Origin of the sequence: Deferribacter desulfuricans SSM1 (assembly GCF_000010985.1) — a bacterium.
In the GTDB taxonomy this organism is placed as follows: domain Bacteria; phylum Chrysiogenota; class Deferribacteres; order Deferribacterales; family Deferribacteraceae; genus Deferribacter; species Deferribacter desulfuricans.
This window is the reverse complement of record NC_013939.1, coordinates 319,763-340,844: the sequence shown is the minus strand read 5'-3', so window position 1 is coordinate 340,844 and position 21,082 is coordinate 319,763. Positions and strand designations below refer to the sequence as shown.

At 28.8% G+C, this 21,082-nt stretch carries 23 protein-coding genes; 3 read left to right on the top strand and 20 right to left on the bottom strand.

The window, feature by feature from the left end; translation table 11 throughout:
- Positions 1-107: 107 nt before the first annotated feature.
- Positions 108-617 (top strand): ferritin family protein, encoded by a 510-nt coding sequence (locus DEFDS_RS01725; RefSeq protein ID WP_013007091.1) that lies wholly within the window; start codon positions 108-110, stop codon positions 615-617.
- 25 nt (positions 618-642) lie between these two features.
- On the opposite strand, the gene lpxK is transcribed toward DEFDS_RS01725, so the two are convergent.
- From lpxK to DEFDS_RS01655, 14 genes are read right to left on the bottom strand one after another with little or no spacing between them, the layout of a single operon-like run.
- Positions 643-1,545 (bottom strand): tetraacyldisaccharide 4'-kinase, encoded by a 903-nt coding sequence (gene lpxK / locus DEFDS_RS01720; RefSeq protein WP_013007090.1) that lies wholly within the window; start codon positions 1,543-1,545, stop codon positions 643-645.
- Positions 1,546-2,145 (bottom strand): DUF4254 domain-containing protein, encoded by a 600-nt coding sequence (locus DEFDS_RS01715; protein ID WP_013007089.1) that lies wholly within the window; start codon positions 2,143-2,145, stop codon positions 1,546-1,548.
- A 13-nt stretch (positions 2,146-2,158) separates the two neighbouring features.
- Positions 2,159-3,439 (bottom strand): nucleotide sugar dehydrogenase, encoded by a 1,281-nt coding sequence (locus DEFDS_RS01710; protein ID WP_013007088.1) that lies wholly within the window; start codon positions 3,437-3,439, stop codon positions 2,159-2,161.
- A gap of 3 nt (positions 3,440-3,442) precedes the next feature.
- The gene (locus DEFDS_RS01705; protein ID WP_013007087.1) at positions 3,443-4,504 is read right to left on the bottom strand and encodes a glycosyltransferase; all 1,062 of its coding nucleotides are present in this window, start codon (positions 4,502-4,504) and stop codon (positions 3,443-3,445) included.
- A gap of 35 nt (positions 4,505-4,539) precedes the next feature.
- Entirely contained in the window at positions 4,540-5,616 is a 1,077-nt protein-coding gene (locus DEFDS_RS01700; RefSeq protein ID WP_013007086.1) for a glycosyltransferase family 4 protein, read from the bottom strand.
- Positions 5,606-6,697, bottom strand: coding sequence for a glycosyltransferase (locus DEFDS_RS01695; protein WP_013007085.1), 1,092 nt, complete (start codon positions 6,695-6,697; stop codon positions 5,606-5,608). Before DEFDS_RS01695 ends, DEFDS_RS01700 begins: the two co-directional genes overlap by 11 nt.
- Positions 6,678-7,859 (bottom strand): O-antigen ligase family protein, encoded by a 1,182-nt coding sequence (locus DEFDS_RS01690; protein ID WP_013007084.1) that lies wholly within the window; start codon positions 7,857-7,859, stop codon positions 6,678-6,680. Before DEFDS_RS01690 ends, DEFDS_RS01695 begins: the two co-directional genes overlap by 20 nt.
- 11 nt (positions 7,860-7,870) lie before the next feature.
- A complete protein-coding gene (locus DEFDS_RS01685) occupies positions 7,871-8,836 on the bottom strand; it encodes a polysaccharide deacetylase family protein (RefSeq protein ID WP_013007083.1) in 966 nt (321 codons plus the stop codon).
- A complete protein-coding gene (locus DEFDS_RS01680; RefSeq protein ID WP_013007082.1) occupies positions 8,829-9,827 on the bottom strand; it encodes a glycosyltransferase family 9 protein in 999 nt (332 codons plus the stop codon). Before DEFDS_RS01680 ends, DEFDS_RS01685 begins: the two co-directional genes overlap by 8 nt.
- Positions 9,824-10,948, bottom strand: a complete 1,125-nt coding sequence (locus tag DEFDS_RS01675) for a glycosyltransferase family 4 protein (protein WP_013007081.1) — start codon at positions 10,946-10,948, stop codon at positions 9,824-9,826. Before DEFDS_RS01675 ends, DEFDS_RS01680 begins: the two co-directional genes overlap by 4 nt.
- Complete coding sequence (locus tag DEFDS_RS01670; protein ID WP_041223551.1) at positions 10,949-11,728, bottom strand: glycosyltransferase family 2 protein; 780 nt, start codon at positions 11,726-11,728, stop codon at positions 10,949-10,951. It abuts the gene before it with no gap.
- Positions 11,725-12,816, bottom strand: a complete 1,092-nt coding sequence (locus DEFDS_RS01665) for a glycosyltransferase (RefSeq protein ID WP_013007079.1) — start codon at positions 12,814-12,816, stop codon at positions 11,725-11,727. The genes DEFDS_RS01670 and DEFDS_RS01665 overlap by 4 nt, the downstream gene beginning before the upstream one ends.
- A gap of 1 nt (position 12,817) precedes the next feature.
- Entirely contained in the window at positions 12,818-13,876 is a 1,059-nt protein-coding gene (locus DEFDS_RS01660; protein ID WP_013007078.1) for a glycosyltransferase, read from the bottom strand.
- Positions 13,877-13,879: 3 nt separating this feature from the next.
- On the bottom strand, positions 13,880-15,613 hold the full coding sequence (locus tag DEFDS_RS01655; protein WP_041223550.1) for an ABC transporter ATP-binding protein: 1,734 nt from the start codon (positions 15,611-15,613) through the stop codon (positions 13,880-13,882).
- A gap of 257 nt (positions 15,614-15,870) precedes the next feature.
- On the opposite strand from DEFDS_RS01655, the gene DEFDS_RS01650 reads away from it, so the two are divergent.
- Positions 15,871-16,680, top strand: coding sequence for an enoyl-CoA hydratase-related protein (locus DEFDS_RS01650; RefSeq protein WP_041223548.1), 810 nt, complete (start codon positions 15,871-15,873; stop codon positions 16,678-16,680).
- Positions 16,673-17,386 (top strand): enoyl-CoA hydratase/isomerase family protein, encoded by a 714-nt coding sequence (locus DEFDS_RS01645; RefSeq protein ID WP_013007075.1) that lies wholly within the window; start codon positions 16,673-16,675, stop codon positions 17,384-17,386. Before DEFDS_RS01650 ends, DEFDS_RS01645 begins: the two co-directional genes overlap by 8 nt.
- A 30-nt stretch (positions 17,387-17,416) precedes the next feature.
- Here the strand turns inward: DEFDS_RS01645 and DEFDS_RS01640 are convergent, their stop codons facing one another.
- From DEFDS_RS01640 to DEFDS_RS01615, 6 genes are read right to left on the bottom strand one after another with little or no spacing between them, the layout of a single operon-like run.
- Positions 17,417-17,875, bottom strand: a complete 459-nt coding sequence (locus tag DEFDS_RS01640) for a hypothetical protein (protein ID WP_013007074.1) — start codon at positions 17,873-17,875, stop codon at positions 17,417-17,419.
- Entirely contained in the window at positions 17,872-18,705 is an 834-nt protein-coding gene (locus DEFDS_RS01635; RefSeq protein ID WP_013007073.1) for an HDOD domain-containing protein, read from the bottom strand. Before DEFDS_RS01635 ends, DEFDS_RS01640 begins: the two co-directional genes overlap by 4 nt.
- 4 nt (positions 18,706-18,709) lie before the next feature.
- Positions 18,710-19,213, bottom strand: a complete 504-nt coding sequence (locus DEFDS_RS01630; protein ID WP_013007072.1) for a hypothetical protein — start codon at positions 19,211-19,213, stop codon at positions 18,710-18,712.
- Between the two features lie 12 nt (positions 19,214-19,225).
- The gene (locus tag DEFDS_RS01625) at positions 19,226-19,627 is read right to left on the bottom strand and encodes a hypothetical protein (RefSeq protein WP_013007071.1); all 402 of its coding nucleotides are present in this window, start codon (positions 19,625-19,627) and stop codon (positions 19,226-19,228) included.
- Positions 19,628-19,644: 17 nt separating this feature from the next.
- Positions 19,645-20,232: a UbiX family flavin prenyltransferase gene (locus DEFDS_RS01620; RefSeq protein ID WP_013007070.1), complete on the bottom strand. Its 588-nt coding sequence runs from the start codon at positions 20,230-20,232 to the stop codon at positions 19,645-19,647.
- On the bottom strand, positions 20,229-21,080 hold the full coding sequence (locus DEFDS_RS01615; protein ID WP_013007069.1) for a UbiA-like polyprenyltransferase: 852 nt from the start codon (positions 21,078-21,080) through the stop codon (positions 20,229-20,231). The genes DEFDS_RS01620 and DEFDS_RS01615 overlap by 4 nt, the downstream gene beginning before the upstream one ends.
- Between the last annotated feature and the right edge of the window lie 2 nt (positions 21,081-21,082).

The following is a 21,082-nucleotide window of genomic DNA, read 5'->3' as shown; positions in this document are numbered from 1 at the left end:
TAAAATGCAATTATACATACTTCAATAATCAGTAAAACTCAATATTTATATTGAAATGAAATTTGTAAAGTTTATAATAAAACTATGTTAAATATTAGGAGGTGGCTATGTCAAACGAATTACTAAAAGCACTTAAAACAGCCTATGAAGCAGAAAAAGAGGGGTTGAGGACTTATTTAAAGTTTGCAAAACAAACAAAGGTTTTATCAGGGAAAAATATGTTTATCCAGCTTGCTCTGGATGAAGTAGATCATATGGAACTGATTGAAAAATTTACAAATCAAATAATGGAAGGGAAACCATTGGAAGTTATAGATGTTCCATCTGGACGTTTGTCAAAGTTTATGCCAGATGCCAGTGATGCAAGCTTACAAAAGGTTGATAAAGCAGAATTGGGGGATGAAGAAGCTTTAAAGATTGCATTGGAACATGAGAAAAAAGCTCATGAATTTTATAAAGAAGAAGCTTCAAAAGCAACCAGTCCTGAAGTAAAAGAGTTTTTTGAAAAATTAGCCGAAGTTGAAGAGAAACATTACAACATTATTCAGGCTGAGCTTGATACTATCAGAAACGATGGATTCTGGTTTGATACCATGGAGTTTTCCGTAGAAATGTAACTTAATCAAGAGGGTTTTTACCCTCTTATTCTACTATCTGTATTAACCTATTTTCATCATTAATTTCCATGCCAATTTTTAAATAAGCAACTAAATTTTTTAAATTTTCATCCATTTTGACAAAATCTTTTTCTGTAGTAATCAATAAATCTGCTTGGTATCTATCTTTTATTTTAAGCAAAAAATTTATTTCCTTCTCTCTATAGTGGTGATGATCCATAAAACCTTTCGTATAAACCAAATTAGCACCAAGAGATTCTAACAACTTGAAAAAATTTCTATTTTTAGCAATACCTGCAAAGGCAACTACATTTTTATCCTTTAAAAATTCTAAATCATATAAATTATCTTGATAAAAAACACCAACAGGCTTGGTTTTAGAAAAAAATGTTGACTTATCTTTTATATATTTTTCAACCTTTGCAGGGATTGTAAAACTATCAGCTCTTGTAAAAACAACAATATCTGCTCTTTTGATAGCAGAGGGGAATTCTCTCAAATATCCAAAAGGGAATGGTAACCCAGTGGAGATAGAATTTTTATGGTCTAAAAGTAAAATATCCAGATCCCTTTTCATCTTTCGATGCTGAAAAGCATCATCCAGTAAAACAAAATCTACATTTTTAAAGTTTTCTATAAGATATTGATAACTTTTATTTCTATCTTTGCCAGTGATTACTATAGCTCCTTGACAGTTAACAGCAATCATATAAGGCTCATCTGCAGCCAAAGGTGGCTTTAATAATATATTTTTACCATCTGATATCAGATTTGTATTATACCCTATTTTCCCTTTGTAACCTCTTGACAGTATGGCTACATTGTACCCTTTTGAAATAAGTTTATTGGCTAAAAAAATTGTAAACGGGGTCTTCCCAGTCCCACCTAAAGAAATATTCCCAATCGAAACTATCTTTGGCAAAGTCATTTACTTTTTGTTTTTCTTATACAATACAGGATTTAGATTTGGGTCATTATACATCTTCATCTGTCGATAAACTTTCATAAATTTTCGACCATTTAATAAATCATCTATTAATTCATTTAAACACTGTTGTAAATCTTTAGCCTGCTCTTTAAGTATTGACAATCGATATTTGCACTTTTCGATATGCTCCCTTGAAGCATCTTCCCTTTTTGTTTGCTCATCCATGTGATATATCTTTAAGGCATTTATTGTAATTCTATCAATAATACTTCCGGGTGTCTCACTATTCATTTTCGCATTTTCAAGTGGTTTCACATCTTTTAAATTGCTTAAAATCTCTTCATCCAATTTTTCAATGGTGTCATTTCTACTTTGATTTAGCTTATCAATTTTTCTTTTCACATTGGCTATAATGGAATCTGTAGCATCTGGATCTCTTGCTTTATCCTCTTCATGCCAAAGGTCATAATTGTACCTTGTAAGTTGTAAAACCAATAAATTAAGTTTATCATTATTTAAATCAGGCATATAATCATTATCCTCATGCCATTTACATATCAAATTATAAGCAAACTCTCCTACCTTTTTTAAGCTCTCCATAATTAATCACCTCTTATAATCTCCAATAAGTAAATCTTGCGTCGTTCAATTTATCTTTCATAACACCTTTTACATCTACAAAAACACCATTTTCTGTCAGTAAATTTTCAATAACCTTTTTCTTCAACTCTTTTAAAAATATATCATGTTTAACTGCCATAATTATTGCATCAAACTCTTTATTAATATTATTTATACTATCTAACATTTTTATTTCATATTCACTTTCAATATCCTCTTTCGAAGCCACCGGTTCATAAACAATAGGATTTGTGCCATATTCGATTAATTCATTGTAAATATCAATTACTCTTGTATTTCTAATATCAGGAATATTTTCTTTGAAAGTAAAACCTAAAATAAGGATTTTAGCGTTTTTAACAAGCTTATCATTTTTAATCAAAAGCTTAACAGTTTTTTCAGCAATAAATTTTCCCATATAATCATTAATCTTTCTCCCAGCTAAAATTACCTGAGGATGATAACCAATTTCTTGTGCTTTAAAGGTTAAATAGTATGGGTCAACACCTATACAATGACCACCCACAAGACCGGGCTCAAACTTTAAAAAATTCCATTTTGTTCCAGCCGCCTCAAGAACATTTTTAGTATCTATATTCATTTTATCAAAGATGAGCGCTAACTCGTTCATCAGTGCGATGTTTAAATCCCTTTGGGTATTTTCTATCACTTTTGCAGCTTCAGCTACTTTTATACTTTCAGCTTTGTAAATACCTGCTTTAACAACCTTGCCATAGACCTCCGCTATTCTTTCAAGACTCTCTTTATCGCAACCTGAAACAACTTTAATTATATTTTCAAAAGTATGAATTTTATCACCAGGATTTATACGCTCAGGGGAATAACCTACTTTAAAATCATTTATAAATTTAAGTCCTGATTCTTGCTCCAAAATTGGTACACATATTTCTTCAGTAACTCCAGGATAAACTGTAGATTCATAAACAACATAATCACCTTTTTTCAAATACTTACCAACAACTTCACTCGCTTTAATCAGTGGTTTTAAATCAGGATTTTTATGATTATCAATAGGGGTTGGAACAGTAACAATATAAAAATAAGCTTCTTTTAAGTCTTCTGGGTTATTTGTGAATTTTATTGATACACTTTTCAATTTTTCACTACTAACTTCTCCTGTAGAGTCTATACCGTTTTTAAGCTCATCTACCCTTTCTCTTTTTATATCAAAACCTATCACATCAAACTCTTTTGCAAAAGCTACTGCCAAAGGTAGCCCCACATACCCTAAACCAATCACCGCTATTTTCATTATTTACCTCTCAATTAAGTTTGTTAATATATTTTCTAAAGTTTTAGCGTTTTTTGTGAGATTAAACTTTTCCTCTATCATTTTTAAACTATTTTCAGCCATTTTCATATAAATATCTTCACTCATATTAATACATTCATACATCAATTTATATAAAGTCTCAACATCCCCAGCGTTGTATATAAAACCATTAGAACCATCTTCTATCATTTCTTTCGTACAACCAACATCTGTAGCAATAACTGGCAAACCACACGCCATATATTCCAACACTACATTTGGTAATCCTTCTGAATAAGAAGTTAATAAACCAAAATGATAATCATTTAAAATATCTTCTAAATTATAACAAAACCCTTTTATTTTTATCCAATTTTCAAGCCCATTTTTGACTATGTCTTCATTAATATATGAAGACAAATTACCTTCACCATATATCTCACAAGTAAAATCAGTAATACCATTTTTTATTAACTTTTTGAAAACGATTAATAAATCTAGATGCCCTTTGGTTTTTTGTACTTTAGAACTTATAACAAACTTAACCGGTTTACTAATATTCTTAACTTCTCCAATAACTTTTCTACCATTATAAACGAATTCCACATCGTTATCTTCTATAAATTCAAAATTATTGATCAAATCGTTTTTCATCCCTTCACAAGGAACAATAATTTTATCCACAATAAATCTATGAGCCAATCTTACGTCAAATTTATCTTTAAAATCACCTGATAATCCCACCCTGTGTACAACTGGAAGAGATAATAATTTTGCAGCAACCCCAGCGGTTCTTATTTCTTTATAAACATTGCAAATAATAATATCAATTTTTAGACTTTTAAACATCTTATAAAAATAACTAATCACGTATGGGTTGTAATCAAACCCAAATTTTACATAAAAACCTTTTAACGAAAAATTAGACCCTTTCTTTAAAAAACTTTTATCAGAGCTGAATAAAAAACATCTATGCCCTAAAGATTCTAACTCTTTGGCAAAATTTAACATCCAACTTTTAACACCACCCCACCTATGAGTAGAAGTTATAAATGCAATATTCAAGTATCCAACCTCTCAAAAAAATTTTTTATTCTAAATCAAAAATCATCACAATTATTCTCTAAAATTACATCAAAGTTATCAAGATAATGATCTCCAGAATACACTTTGAGTAGTTTTAACGCTTTATTTTTACAATTCAACTTTTCTACAATAAGCCTGTTCTTATGCCCCATTTTTTTTATCAAATTCCTGTTGTTATATAAATAAATTAATTTATCCACAAACTCACTCACAGCTAATCTATTTATTTTAAACCCGTTCACCCCATCCTTTATTAAATCGTTTACAGCCCCAACATTGTGTGCCACAACTCCCAACCCAAAAGCCATAGCTTCTAATAAAGAGTTAGGAAAACTTTCTGATCTAGATGTCAGTAAAAAAAGATGTGCTTTTTCTAAATAGTCAGAAACATTTTTTACAGTACCTGGCAGATTAATTCTTTCATCAACATTAATACTCAGCTTATCTTTTTCTACTCCAAGAGCTATAAATTCCATATCAAGATTAGTAGGAACTCTCTTTACAATTTCATTAAAAATATCAAACCCCTTAATTTTACTCGAATTTCCTATATATAAAACTGTAAATCTATTATCATCTTTATTAAAATTTTTATCAGAAGCAACTGATTTGATACAATTAAAAATAATATTTATTTTTTTATCACTAACAAAAATCCTTTTTAGACTATTTTTACAAGCATAAGAGTTACAAATGAAACCATCTATCATAAAGCTTTTATAGATAAAAATATTGGTTGGAACTTTTAAAACACCTCTATTTATAAAAAGCTTAAACTTACCACCAAAAAGTTTTGCTAAAAATGCAATTTTGTGCCCACCATTATGAAAAGTATGTACAATATCAATATCTTTCTCACTTATAAATTTTTTTAAAGATAACCCAGATTTTAATTTACTTTTTGAATCTATAAAATGAACTTCTTCAAAAATATCTTTTTTATTAGCAACAAATGATTCTTTATTTGCAGATAGATATATTTTATGTCCTAACTCTTTTAGTGCTTCGGCATTATACAGTAATTGTTTAACACCACCACTAGATTTCTTTTTAGAATCAGTAATAAATAATATTCTAAACTTATGATTCATAATAATACCTTAGTTGATTGATATGGTTTTCCATTGAAAAAACTTCTTTATATTTATTAAAAGTCATATTCTGATATAAATAACCGTATTTTTCATAAATTTGGAGTATTTTCTCAACAAAAACTTCACATGAATTTTGTAAAACCCATCCCCCCTTGTCGATATTGAGAATTTCTCTATTAATTTCATTATCTACTGCAATTACAGGGATATTAGCCAGTAAAGGTTCTATGATAGAAGCAGGTAACCCCTCATTATAAGAAGGCATTAAAACTAAATCCAAGTCTTTAATTTTATCATAAACATTTTCTACCATACCATGAAAAATAAAATAATCATTTAAGTTTCTTTTAGCTATTTCATTTACTAAATATTTTTTATAACTACCATCTCCTATAAAATGAAATTTTATATTCTGAACATGTTTAATAAGTTTTTCAATCACTTCTACAATAAACAATAAGTTTTTATCTTTACTTAATCTACAAGCTATACCAATATTAAATACCCCATCTATCATGTTATTCTTTTTAATTTTTATCTTTTCCAGGTTAAAACCATTATAAAGCACAACGGACTTTTCACTAAGATTTTTGAAATTCAATCCTTGCAAATATTCCTTTTTAATTGCATCTGAAACAAAAAATATTTTATCTACATATTTTTTATGAATTAATTTTTCAATAAATTCTTTCTTTTTTTTATTAATCCTCCATTTACCATACCAATGGTTTTCCATGTTTACATGAATATGAGAAAATATCTTCCTCACCCCTGCTAACTTTGCAGCTAACACCCCTCTAATTGTTCCCCCATAAGAATGTGTATGAACGATATCAGCTTTATAATTCTTAAAAAGATTTGAAAGTGTTTTAATACCAGAAAGATCAAATGATCCCATAGGTACATAATGAACATGTATACCTTCTTTTATAAATTTATCAGCAAGTACCCCTTTTTCTTTATAAACAACAACATGACATTCATAATCATTTTTAAGCTCTTTCAATACATCAAATATCCGTCTTTGCACACCACCAATATTTAAGTTATTTGTAATTCTAAACAATACTTTTTTCATTTTTTATAGCCAAATAATATCCTTCGATAAAACCTATGGAGGTAAAAAACAAAAAAGATACTTCTCTAATATAAAGATTCATATTCATCATAAAACCACAAATAGATATCAATAATGCAATGCTTAGAAAATGCAAATTAACTTTCATCCCATGATAAATTGCAATAAATATTATCATAGAAATAAGTATTGTCCCAATAATTCCAGTTTCAGCCAAAAAATGCAAAAAGAAATTATGGGCATTATTAGTGGTATTTATATGAGAAGCTTTGTGATTCTTTTGCAAATATTGTGGCAACTTATTTTCATAGCATTTTCTAAAATTATTAAAACCATATCCTATTAAAGGCTTATCCTTGAAACATTCAATAGCACTATTCCAGATAGGAAATCTTGTAACAAATGAACTATCAGTCTTAAAATTTAGAACAGTGACTACAAATCTATTTTTAAATGACTGGTTATGAACAATAAAATATCCAGAAATTAACAAAATTAGTAAAAATAGTATTGAATACATATAATTATATTTAATAGCTTTAATTATAAAATAAAAAGAGTATACTAATACAGCACTTAAAAAAGTGGTTCTAGCACCAGTTTTTAAAAAAATATAAAATAGAAATATAGATAAAACAATATTTGCTAAAAGTTCTAATAAATCTCGTTTATAAAACATTTTCTCAAGCAAATAAGTTAAAGGGAATACAATTAAAATAGCATATTGATTGGGTGAATTTAAAAAACCAGAATATCTACTTTGAGCAAAACCATTTCTCATTAAAAAATCTGAAACAACTGAAATGGATAATATAAAAAAATAATAATTTATTAATTCTTTTTTATTCTTATTAATAATAATAAAAATAATTGAATTAAAAAACATAATTATCCAATTTATAATTCTATTTGCTCCTTTAATATGCTCAAAAAATAATAAGTCTGATACTAAGACATATATCAGAAATAATATTAAATTTATAAGAACTTTACTCTTAAAAATATTTTTTTTATCTGGCACATATTTAATAAATATGTATATTGACAAAGCAAATAATATTATTCTTATATTACCTAACCACTTGTGAGAAAAAACAATTAAAAGTGAAGTTGATATAAATAATATGTTATAAAGTTTTATTAAATAATTATCATTAATCATACAGGACCTCTTTATTTTTTGAATTTCTTAAAAAAAATAGTCGCTGTTATTCTATTAGAATACATTTTTAACCTATTTTCTAACCATTTTATATCTTTTTTATCACCAACAGCAATTCGGTTTATATAAAAAGGATTAGTTCCGTATGAGTTTGGAAAACGTTCAAGAGTAAAACTCCCTTTATACCCAGCTTCTTGTAAAGCCTTCATAGACAGTTTATCGTAATGTCCCCATGGCCAGCAAAAAAAGTCTAAAGGCTTGTCCAATAAGTTTTCAAGGTATTTTTTACTTCTGGTAAAATCTTCTAAGCAAAATCTGTACCTTTCTTCAGTTTCTCTTTTCTTATATATTAATTCTCCATTTTGAATGACCGGCCAATAACCGTCATAAGCATACGCAGAACCTCTATCATAATATTTAGAACCCTCTTTAACTTCATCGTATATACCAAACATACCCCAATGCCACTTTTCAGGGTATACACCTTTTAATCTTAATGACTTAAAACACATCTGATGTCTTGCAGAATGACTATAAACCTCGTGTTCATAATCATACACTGCAGAATAAAGCTCTTCCTCATTCATAAATTGTGAAGTATCCGAATCTCTAAGAGCTTTAACAAAAGATGTTGTAGCATCTTCAATATTTGGTAAATCGTTATCAGGATATTGAGAACGCTTCGAACCTTTACCTATAAAATCTGTTATTGCAAAAAATATTGCTTTAAAACCATATTTATTTAATAGAGGGATCGCATAAACCCAGTTATCAAGACTACAATCATCAAAAGTAATTACAACAGATTTCTTTGGAATTTTTTTATTATAAACCATAAAATCATAAAGCTCGTTTGCAGTTATAGAGGTATAGTTGTTATAAGCTAAAAACTCTAAATGTTCTCTAAACTGTTCGGGTGTAATCCCACCGACATACGATACTTTGTGATAACATAATACTGGTACACTTTTAAACACCAACTACCTCACTTAAAAATTTATCAAATTCATCTTTTATATCTTCAAAACTTAATTCTTTTAAACATGGTATTTTATCTCCATATTTACACTTATTACTTTTACATGGTTGACAGTCTAACCCTTTTCTTACCCACCTGTATTCATTTGAAGGGAAAATCCAACCTTCACTCGAAGCACCTAGCACTACAAATGAAGGTTTCTTTAAAGCAACAGCCATATGATTTGGAGAAGAATCATTTCCCACATGGAACTTAGAACAACTTAATAATGCAATTAATTCTGGTAGTTTAAACAGTGGTGTAAAAAATGCTTTATTATGATAAATATGCTCTCTAATTTTTTCAATATAATCAGTTTCATTAGGTGCATAATTAAAAACTATTTTAAGCTCTGTTTTTTCATAAATATATTCAGCAAGTTCTATAAAATATTGTAAAGGCCATCTTCTAGTATCACCCTTGTGCGTTGGAGATATTACAACAAAGTCTTTAATATTATTTTCATCCAAATAGTTTTTCACTTTAGCGATTTCTTGTTCACCTGGATATAAAACAGGTCTGATATCATAATCAGAAATATTTAATGCCTTCAATAAAGAACATTTTATCTCGGTAGCTGTCCCTTTAACCGGTTCTATAAGTTTATTATATGCAAATTTCCTTTTTGAGTAAGCATAAGTTACTTTATACTTAGCTTTTGAAAAAAGTGATAACCACATTGTACGAGGATTATTTTGAAAATCCAGGATATAATCATATTTTTCTTTTCTTATTTTATTTATTAGTCTTAATGTATTTAATAAGTTTTTATCTCTATTAATAGTAATTATTTTATCTATATTCTTATCGTATTTTAAAACTGATGAACACAATGGAGTTGTTAGAAAATGAATTTCAGTATCTGGATACTTTTTTTTAATTTCTCTTGGTATAGGAGTAGTCAATACCACATCTCCAATTTGATACAATTGAACTATCAATACCTTCATATTATCCCTTTTATCCCCTCTAAGTACTGGTTAAAAATTTCTCCATCTGTGTATAATCTAGAATATCTTATTACATCATATTTATTAATTTTTATTGCTTTAACAATTAAATCCGCCAATTTAGCCCCACTTAACTCATCAACAGATAACAAAAATCCGTTTTTCCCATCTAAAACAAAGTCCTGTGCTCCATTATTTGTTGTGGTAATAACGGGGGTGCCAGCAGCTAGAGATTCTAATACAACATTTGCACATGTATCATAAAACGTAGGCAAACAAAACACATTTAAAACATTATAAAAATCATTCATATTTTCCACTTTACCTAAAAAATGGACTCTATCTTCTATTTTAAGTTTTTTAGCTTTTTCTATGTATTTTTTAGGATTTCTATTTCCAGCTATTAATAATTCTACATTATCAGGCAAGTATTTAATAGCATCTATTAAATAAATCAAACCCTTTAACTCAAAATTTGAAGCAGCAAAACCAACATAAATTTTATCTTTTGATAGACTATATTTTTCATAAAAAGAGTTATAGTCATCATACATTAACTTAAAAATATTTTTATTTACGCTATTTGGTATGATTTTATAATTCAAATTTGTTAAATTATACCTATTTAAAAACTCTTTTTTTGCCATATTTGATTGAAAAACTACTAACTTCAAATTAGGATTATCTCTGTACATCTTTTTCTCAATAAATACAGTAAGGTAATTTACAGGTGAAAAAAGTCTTTTTATTATCTTCTTAAGTTTACTATAACCTCTATAACCTCTTAAAGAGTTTATTAAAAAATCCAAATGAGATCCACTCCCAGATCTAATTACATGACAGAAGTTAACTTTCGTAAGAGCTATATTCAGAGAATTATCATTATTTTTTGCAATCTTTGAAGCTTTTAAATAATAACTAAAAGTTTTCAAAAACCTTCCTGGTCTCCATAAACCAAATTCAATCACACTATCATTTTTGATATCAGTTTTATTTTCACCACATACCACTTTGACTTCATACCCTTTTTCTACTAAAAAATGATAAAATCTATAACAAAAGTTCTCAACTCCACCATATTTTGAAAAAGTTCTTATAAATAGAACAATTTTTCTACCCATTTAATATCCTTTAAAATCTTTGTTATAAATTTTTCTTTCTAATAACTTTGCATACTTCAAAAATTCGTAAAAGCTACCTATAATTGCAATGATAAAACCTCTATTACCTTCTAAAAAGCCATATTTTAATAAATACATCTTAAAAAATTTTAGCAAAGGCTTCGTAAAGAGTTTAAAACATATAGATATAAAACCCATATCTTTATTTCCACTAACAAATAGAGAAGTATATTTATTAACCTTATTTATATGATCTGAAATATCTCTATATGAATAATGATATAAATCCATCCCTTTAGGCACATAAAAAACTTTACCTTCACAATTCAAAGATTCATGCACCTTTTTATTATCCCAGTAACATTTATTTTTATTATAAATTCTAACTTTATAATCTGGATACCACCCACTATTTTTAATAAATTTACCTAGATAATATGTTCGTCTTGGAATAGCTATTGCTGAAAAACCTTTTGAAAAAACTGTATCCAACTGTTCTAACAAATATCTTTTTAAATCATCAGAAACTTCTTCATCTGCATCTATTGAAAATATTAAATCATTTCTTGCCAAGCTTGCAGCATAATTTTTCTGCTCACCATAGCCATTAAAATCTTTAAAATAAATCTTATCGGTGTATTTTTTTGCTATCTCAATTGTTTTATCTTTACTACCCGAATCCACTACTATTATTTCATCGGCAAAATCAAGAGATTTTAAACATCTCTCAATGTTGTCTTCCTCATTAATAGTTATAATAGTAACAGAAATCTTTTTCATGAATTTAAACCTAAAAATTCTATATATTGTCTGCAAACATTTAATTGCTCAAATTTTTTAATGTATTCATCCTTGATTTTAGGATAACTTCTTAATGCTTGCTGCATTTTCTCAGTAAATGCATCTACATCTCCTGTAGGAACTAAAAAATCAGCAAGTTCCCCAGTCAAAATTTCACTTGGTCCACTCTCACAATTTGTGCTAACTACAGGTGTCTTTAATATCAAAGCTTCAATCAAAGCTCTTGGCAATCCTTCGTAATCTGAACTTAAAACCAAAAGTTTTGCATTTTTAATCAAAGGATAAGGATTAGTGACCATAGGATGCAAAATTACTTTACCATTTAATTGTAATTCATCAATCAACTTTTCCAAATATTGCTGGCCACTACCTTCACCTAAAAGTATTAATTTCTCTTTTAAATTTGCTTTTTTATATGCTTTTAATAAAATATCTTGTCTTTTATGTCTGATATCAAACCTACCAACATGTATAATGTAGTCATCAACAGGAAGATTAAAATGTTCTTTAGACTTATTTAAAATATAATTAGTATCAAAAGGATTATAAATTGTTATGATACTATCTGATTTTATACCAATATTTTTTACCAAATCATTATAAACACCCTTTGATACACATATTATATTTTTATTTCTATACATATTAGCTAAATACTTTCTCTTAAAACTTTTCAATAATAAGTTATCGTTTTTATCTATTCTTTTTTTTGTAAATGAATTTCTAATTATATAGGAAATATTGTGTTTCTTATCTAATTGATTAAGAATTTTTTCCCAACTTTTTGATGTTTGCGCTGTTAATATTGCATCATATTTGCTTTTTTCAGAAAATTTATCCAACTTATTCTTTAAAATAATATGTCTTAAAGGATGTTTTTTGTATTTATCAAGTTGCAATTTAATAATATTAAAATCACACTGTTTATCCCATTCAACTTTACTGCCATAAGCAAGGACTAAGTCAACCAAATAACCTAATTTAACGAATCCATTTAAAAGAGTTAGCGTTGAAACCTCTGCTCCACCAATTCCAAAATTTCCCATTAAATATGCAATCTTTTTCATTTTATGCCGTAAACCTTTTATACATTTTTTTATAATTAATAACCATTTGTTCGAAACTAAACTCTTTAATTGAATTAATTAAATTCTCTTGATTAAATTTACTATCTAAAGAATACAAAAAATGTTCCGCTATTTTTAAACTATTTTTAACCCCAGCAAGATATCCATTTACACCATCTTTAACAACTTCAGGTATTCCACCGGCTTTTGTAGCAACTACGGGTAGTCCAAAACTTAAAGCATCTATAATAGAAGTGCAAAGCCCTTCCTCTTTTGAAGTCATAGTAAAAATATCCATACATTTCAAACAAGAATACACATCTTCCCTAAAACCAGTAAAAACAATATTGTTAAAACATGTTAGTTTCTTAGCAAATTCTACAGTTTCATTGAAAAGAGGGCCATCCCCAACAAGCAGTAATTTTACATCCTTTCTAATTTCATAGACTTTATTAAAGGCTTTTATCAATGTTTTATGATCCTTATGATCTGCAAAATTTGCTACACATCCAATTACCTTATATCCATCTAAAAGTGGTTTCAAATCAGGTGGACACTCATAATCTTCTGGATTTTTAAACTCTACACCACTATAAATAACTTCTATTTTACTCTCGTCTATCCCATCACTCACTAAAACCTTTTTTACAGCTTCTGATATTGCTACAATTTTATCAATATATCTATTGTCATACTTAAATTTACTCAATCTGTTTTTTCTGATAGAAAAATCAACTCTCCTTGTATGCACCAACTTAAATTTAAACCCAACCATTTTTGCTAATACTAAAGGTGTAAGAGAATGTGCATCATGGGAATGAACTATATCTGGTTTAATTTTTTTTATAATCCCAATAATATTCCATAAACTTACTGGACTTACCTCACCTTTAAAATCATAACTAACAATGTTTCTTTCAGATTTTTTTATTAAAACACCTTTGCTGTTTGCTGCAAGAAAACTTTCTACACCTTGTTCTAGTAATCCTGTATGCAATAACAGAGCCTGTCTTTGTCCACCTCTCCACTCTTTACCCGTGTCAACATGGAGAACCCTCATAAACTATTCACCATTTTGAAACTGCATATGATAAAGCTTTTTATAAACTTTAGACTTAACTAAAAGCTCCTTATGTGTTCCAATTGATTCAATTTCCCCTTTATCTAAAACCACAATTACATCCGAATTTATTACTGTAGAGAGTCTATGAGCAATTACAAAACTTGTCCTATGTTTCATCAAATTTTCAAGAGCTTTCTGAACAATTTTTTCTGATTCGGTATCTAAGGCACTTGTAGCTTCATCTAAAATCAGTATTGGTGGATTTTTTAAAAGTGCCCTTGCAATTGTTATCCTTTGCCTTTGACCGCCTGATAGTCTAACCCCTCTTTCCCCAATAACAGTATTATAACCTTCTGGAAGCTCCAAAATAAATTCATGAGCATAAGCTGCCTTTGCTGCATTTATTACATCCTCTTCTGTCACATTATTCATACTGTATGCTATATTGTTAAAGACCGTATCATTAAAAAGAAAAGGTTCTTGAGAAACAATCCCAATATTTTTTCTCAAAGAATGAACTTTAAAATCTCTAATATCAGTTTCACCAATCTTTATGGCTCCAGAGGTAACATCATAAAATCTAGGAATTAAACTCACCAGAGTACTTTTACCTGCTCCACTTGAGCCTACAATTGCAACTGTTGTACCTGGTTTTACGGATAAATTTATATTTTTTAAAACATAATCTTCATTATCTTTATATCGAAAATAAACATGATCAAAAATCACATCTTTCCCTTTTGCATCACATTCTAATTCCCCATCATTTTCCAAAATTTCATTTTCTGTATCCATAATCTCAAAAATTCTCTCCGCAGCAGCAATAGCACTTTGAATATTGTTATTAGCAGAATTTATTCTTTTAAATGGATCGTACATCATAGCAATTGCAGCAATAAATGAAAAGAAGGTTCCAGGTGTTGAAACCCCTTCTATAACTTTAAGTCCCCCATAATAAATTACTAAAGCCAAACCTATAGCACCAATTAACTCCATCATAGGGGAACTTATCTCGTTATAAACAATCTTTTTTATTTCATTTCTAACCAATTTTTCATTATGTACTTTAAATTTTTCCTTTTCTTTATCCTCATTTGCAAAAGCTTTAACGACTCTGATTCCACTAAAAGATTCCTGCAAAACTGATGAAATATCCCCCATTTTTTCTTGCCCACGTCTGCTATATTTTTTTATTTTTTTCCCTATTTTTATTAAAGGTAAAACTACTAGAGGCAAAACAAAAAGAGCAAAGCTTCCAAGATATGGGTCCTGATATAGCACAACAGCAGCTAAACCCAATATGGAAAAAGTCTCTCTAATTGCAGTCACAAACGATGGTATAGAACTTTGAACCATATTCACATCATTTGTGATCCTTGACATTAAAACCCCAGTTGAACTTTCACTAAAAAATCTGATTGGTAACATTATTATTTTATCAAACAAATCATTTCTGATAGCCTGTACAACCTTTTGACCTGTCCTTCTCATCAGAAAATTTTGTAAAAACCTAAAAATACCTTTTATAAGATAGATCCCTACGATCACAAATGGCATCAAAAGTAGTTTTTCTTTCTCTTTATTTATAAATATCCCATCCAAAGCTGGTTTTATTATATAAGCACTAGCCCCATTACTTGCAGCTACAAATAAAGAGAATACAAAAGAAAAGAATATATGCCATTTATAAGGCCTAAAATAAAGCCATACCCTCTTTAAAAGTTTCACAGACATTCCCACTTTTTCTTATTTTGGAGTGAACTTATATACACACTCATTTTTCCAAAAGCAAGACAAAAAACTCACCTATACCACATTATTGACCATCTAATATTTAGACTAACTTACTTTTTTCCATCACTCAATATCTAAATAACAAAACCTGACATTACCTTTGCGTAAAAGGAAATATTATATTGACTTTTTACTCTACTTATAATAAAACATGGTTATCAATAAAATTAGCCATAATTCAATAAGTGAGGGAGAAGATGAATTTTGCATTTTTCAAAACAGAAAAACAGGATGATATTTTGATAGTGACTTTTAATAACACTCAAAAAATGAATGCAATGAATTTAGCTTTTTTTGAAGAATTACCATTATTGGTAGAAGAAATTGAAAAAGATGACTCTGTAAAAGTTGTGATTTTTAGAAGTGATGCAAAGCACTTCTCTGTTGGACTTGACGTGTTTGATCTTGGTCAGAAAATGCCAGATCTTTTAAAAACAGAAACTAAAGCAAAAAGAGTTAAACTCTACAATTTAATCAAAAAAATGCAGCTTGGAATGAACATGATTGAAGAAGGTAAAAAAATCTACATTGCAGCAGTAAACGGTTACTGTATAGGTGGTGCATTAGACTTAATTGCTGCTTGTGATTTAAGAACAGCATCAATGGATGCTAAGTTTTCACTTAGAGAAACAAAATTAGCTATTATTGCTGATCTTGGTAGCCTTCAGCGTTTGCCTTTTATAATAGGCTCTGCAAACACAAAATACCTAGCATTTACCGGGAAAGATATTACAGCAAAAGAAGCTAAAGAGATGCATTTGATAAACGAACTTTATGAAAACAAAGAGGAGCTTGATAAAAAAACCTTAGAGCTTGCAAAAGAAATAGCAGAAAATCCATTTGATGCTGTAAGTGGTGCTAAAAAATTCATAAACAACCTTTCTGAAAAAATCAAAAAAGAAGAATTAGAAAAAATTGCAACACACAACTCTGCATTTTTAGATTTTGAGGAAGTAGCTTATTATTTTCAAAAGTCACTACAAAAAAAGGGGGTAATCAATGAATAGAGTAAAAATAGAAAAAAATGGAACAGTTGCGTATTTAATTATGTGCAACAAAGAAAATAAGCAAGATTTAGATTTTGCAAACCAATTTATAAAAGCCCTTGACAATATTGAAGCAGATAAAGAGATAAAAACTCTCATTATCACCTCTGATGATGAAAAAAATTGGTCTCAAGGGATAAACCTGGAGTGGCTACAAAAAGCTTATGTATCAAAAGATTTTGATACAATCAAAAAATTCTTATACAGAATGAATGACCTTTTCAAAAAATTGATTTTCTATCCTATACCAACAATAGCAGAAATTACAGGGCATGCCTTTGGAAATGGAGCATTACTTTCTTGCTGCTGTGATTTTAGGTTTATGAGAAATGATAGAGGATTTTTCTGCTTCCCAGAGGTAGATGTAAGAATCCCTTTTTTACCATCAATGATAGCATATGCAAAAAAAGCTATCCCATATCAAAATTTTCAAAAGATGGTTTTTACAGGCAAAAGATTTACCGCAAAAGAGATGGAGCAGTTAAACGGAATACACAAAGCTTGTGAAAATTTAGAAGAGTTAAAAGCCACAACATTAGAATTTGCAAAATCATTTGATAAAGCAAGAAGTATTTATGCTGAACTAAAAAGAAGGATGTATGTTGATATTTCAGAAGCTTTTGAAAAAGATAAAGAAATTATAGAATCATTACAAATTATGGCATAATCAAAATTGGGGCATTCAAAAAGCCCCTTTTTATTTTACTAAAAGCTCTAAATACCCTTTTTTTTCATAACTTTTAATATCTTGACCGGTATTTGTTGGATTTAAGAAAGTATCATCTGCAACAATTTCATATTCATACTTTATTTTTACATAATCAACTTTCGAAGGTACTACAATCTCGTATTTTTTTATATTGGAAGCTTTTAATCTGCTTACATAAAAATAACGATCAAATTTACGAGAATCAGTAATCCTTATCTTAAGATTTGACATAACATAATTTTTCCTATTTTTGAAAACCAAATAGAGTTTTTTCTTATCCCCAATTCTCAAAATATTATAGTAAATTATAAAATCATCATTCTTCTGCGAATATTTATAATCTTTCAGCAATGTTTTATTTGATTTAAAATTGAAATTTAAAGAACAACCAAACAATAATAAAAATGTCACTAAAAAAAGATACATCAAACCAATTTTTTTTGTCATAATTTAAAAAGCTCCTTTTCATATTGATAAACTTCATTAAACATTTCATCAATCTCATCACTAGTTTCAACATCTATTCCAAACTCATTTCTTAGTTGCTCAATTCTATTTTCATCGGTAAAACTTACAATATTCATATTGTTTTTACTTAGGACTAAGTCTGAATATTCCACTATTTTTGTATATTCCTTATATTTTGAATCTTCTGATGAATGATGATATTTAATAGCATCAGAATAAATACCTGGTAAATTCCATAGTTCAACAAGTTTTGCTCCAACCTCAGCATGAGTAATATCAAATAGCTCCTTTTCTTTTTCATATAAAGATTCTTCTGTCCCATAAATCTCACTAATCATCTCTTCATAATTTTTTATGTATTGATTCATTATTATTATACCAAGGTCATGTAACATCCCTATCAAAAAAACTTCTTCACTTATCTTGTTACTTATTTTAAGTGCTACAATTCTAGAATATATTGCTACAGCGACAGAATGCTCCCATACTTTTTGTATAAGCAAACTCGCCTTAAAGTTTTCAAATAATGTTTTTGTAGAAAGGGCAATCACCAAATTTTTTATATTAGTAGCTCCAAGGAATGTGATAGCTTGAGTTAAGTTTCTAATTTCACTCTTTGGTGAATAAAGTGCAGAATTTGCAAGTTTTAAAATAGATGCCGTTATATTCATATCTTTGGAAATAACTGAAACTAATTCTGCAAAAGAAAAATCGGGCTTGTTTAATATATCAATAACCTTTTTAGCAGTCTGAGGCAATGCAGGCAAATCATCTAATTCTTTTAATTTGGATATAATATCGCTACTCATAAAACTACTTTTCCTCCATTTCTTTTTTAGTCTTATCCTCTTCACTTTTTTCAGCTTCTACATTCTCTTCCTCAGGATTGTTATCATTATCAAAGGATTTTTCCTCTTTATCTACTTCATCTTGTTTTATTTCCTCATTATCTGATTCAAGATTTTCTTCTTTATCTTCTTCGTATTCGTATACTTCATAATCTGCATCATACACATCTTTTTCTTGAGGTTCATATTTTAAATTTTTAATCTCTTCAATTTTATGATTTAATTCTTCTATTTGCTCTTCTATCTCTTTGATTGCATCATATTCTGCCCTGATTTCTTCCTCTACCAGCTCACCTTCATCTAACAATGCAACAACCTTTTTCCCTAAAAGTTTCAAACGCTCATCCTTCTTCTTGGTAAAAGAAGCTATTTCAATTTTTAACTTACTGATTTTTGCAAGTTTTGTAGCCTCAAGTTTCCCTTTCTCAAAGGTATTCTTAAGCCAGTCAAGGTTTTTATCTTTACTCATAATTACCCCCTTTTATCCTACAATCTTTAATTTAAAATAATATAATACAGCAAGCATCCCAATATTCAAAAGCAAAGAGATGAAAAACATTACTTTCCAAAATCCAGAAGAGGATTCAGATTTTACCTCAATATTACCACCTTTTAAAAATTTGGAAAAAATAGAATCTTTGATTTTTATCCAAGGAGTATTTTCATAAGAAACAAAATCAACAGAGAGAAATTTTGCATTTAATATACCATCTTTCACATCATTATATGACAATTTATCCAAAAAGGTACCATTCAATAATTTTATCTCAAAAGACTTGGGTTCTTTTGTGTTTTTATATAATGCACCACACGAAGGACATTTTGTTTCCCCTTTTGTTTTGAAATCAAAGGTAGCATTGCAGGATTTACATATAGCTTTCATTTTGGCCCCCTATCTTTTTAGGTGCTTTTCCATCTTTTAAAAAGATTATGCTCTACATTCATTATATCAAACATTTTCCCAATAATAAAGTAAATTAAATCTTTTATATCTTCTGGTTTATGATAAAAAGCTGGAGCTGCTGGGATAATATTTGCTCCTAAATTGGACAACTTCAACATATTCTCAAGATGAATAGAGTTAAGTGGTGCTTCTCTAAAAAGTATTGTTAACCTTCTCTTCTCTTTCAGTGCCACATCCGCAGCCCTTTCTATAAGATTTGAGCTGATACCATTTGCAATTCTACCAATACACCCCATTGATGCTGGGATAATGACATAATCATCCACTTTAAACGAACCGCTTGAAACTGGAGCAGCAAAATCTCTATAATCGTAAACTGTCAACTTTGACCTATCAATCTTGTAAAATGAAAAAAAATCATCAATATTATATAAATTATTATGTTCGTAATAAATATTTTTTACAGAATCATCTGTACAGGTAAAAAATAATTTAACATCATCTAACTTACAAAGCTCATGCAAAAAATACCCAGCATAGAGGCTACCACTTGCACCTGTCATCCCAATAAATATTTTTCTCATAAAACCACCACATCAAAAAATGTAAAAACAAATATCGTAAGACTAATGTATGCATTGAGATTAAAAAATGCCATATCTAACTTTGATAAATCGTTTGGCTTTATAATGGAGTGTTCATAAATCATAAACAAACCACATAAAATAACACCAATTAAATATAAAATACCAAGATTAAATATAAATTTTGCATATAAAAACAAAACAAAAGCAATTAAATGAAAAGCTCTCGCAAGATAAATACTATTTTTTATCCCTATAAATCTTGGAATAGAAAAAAGGTTATGCTCTCTATCAAAATCTATATCCTGAATAGCATAAATCAGATCAAACCCAGCAACCCAAAACATAACACCTACACCAAGCAAAACTATCCTAAAATCAATACTTCCTGTAATAGCTACCCATGCGCCCATTGGAGCAAGTCCCAAAGCAATACCTAAAATCAGATGACATAAAAAAGTAAATCTTTTTGTATATGAATATAAAATAAAAATTATAACAGGAATTGGGGATAGTTTAAAACATAAAGGGTTTAATTTGTAAGCCGCTAAAAAATACAGTAAAAAGGATATTATTATATAAATAATTGCTTCTTTTTTACTTATTTTCCCTGCAGGTATTTCACGATTTGCTGTCCTTGGATTTTTTGCATCTATTTCGGCATCGGCTACACGGTTAAAACCCATTGCGCCAGATCTCGCACCAAGCATTGCAACAGCTATCCAAAAGATTTTATCAATAGAAGGGATACCCTTTGCAGCTATTATGGCTCCTGTAAATGCAAAAGGGAGAGCAAACAGTGTGTGCTCAACCTTTATCATTCTAAAAAAGGAAATAACTTTTTCCAAAA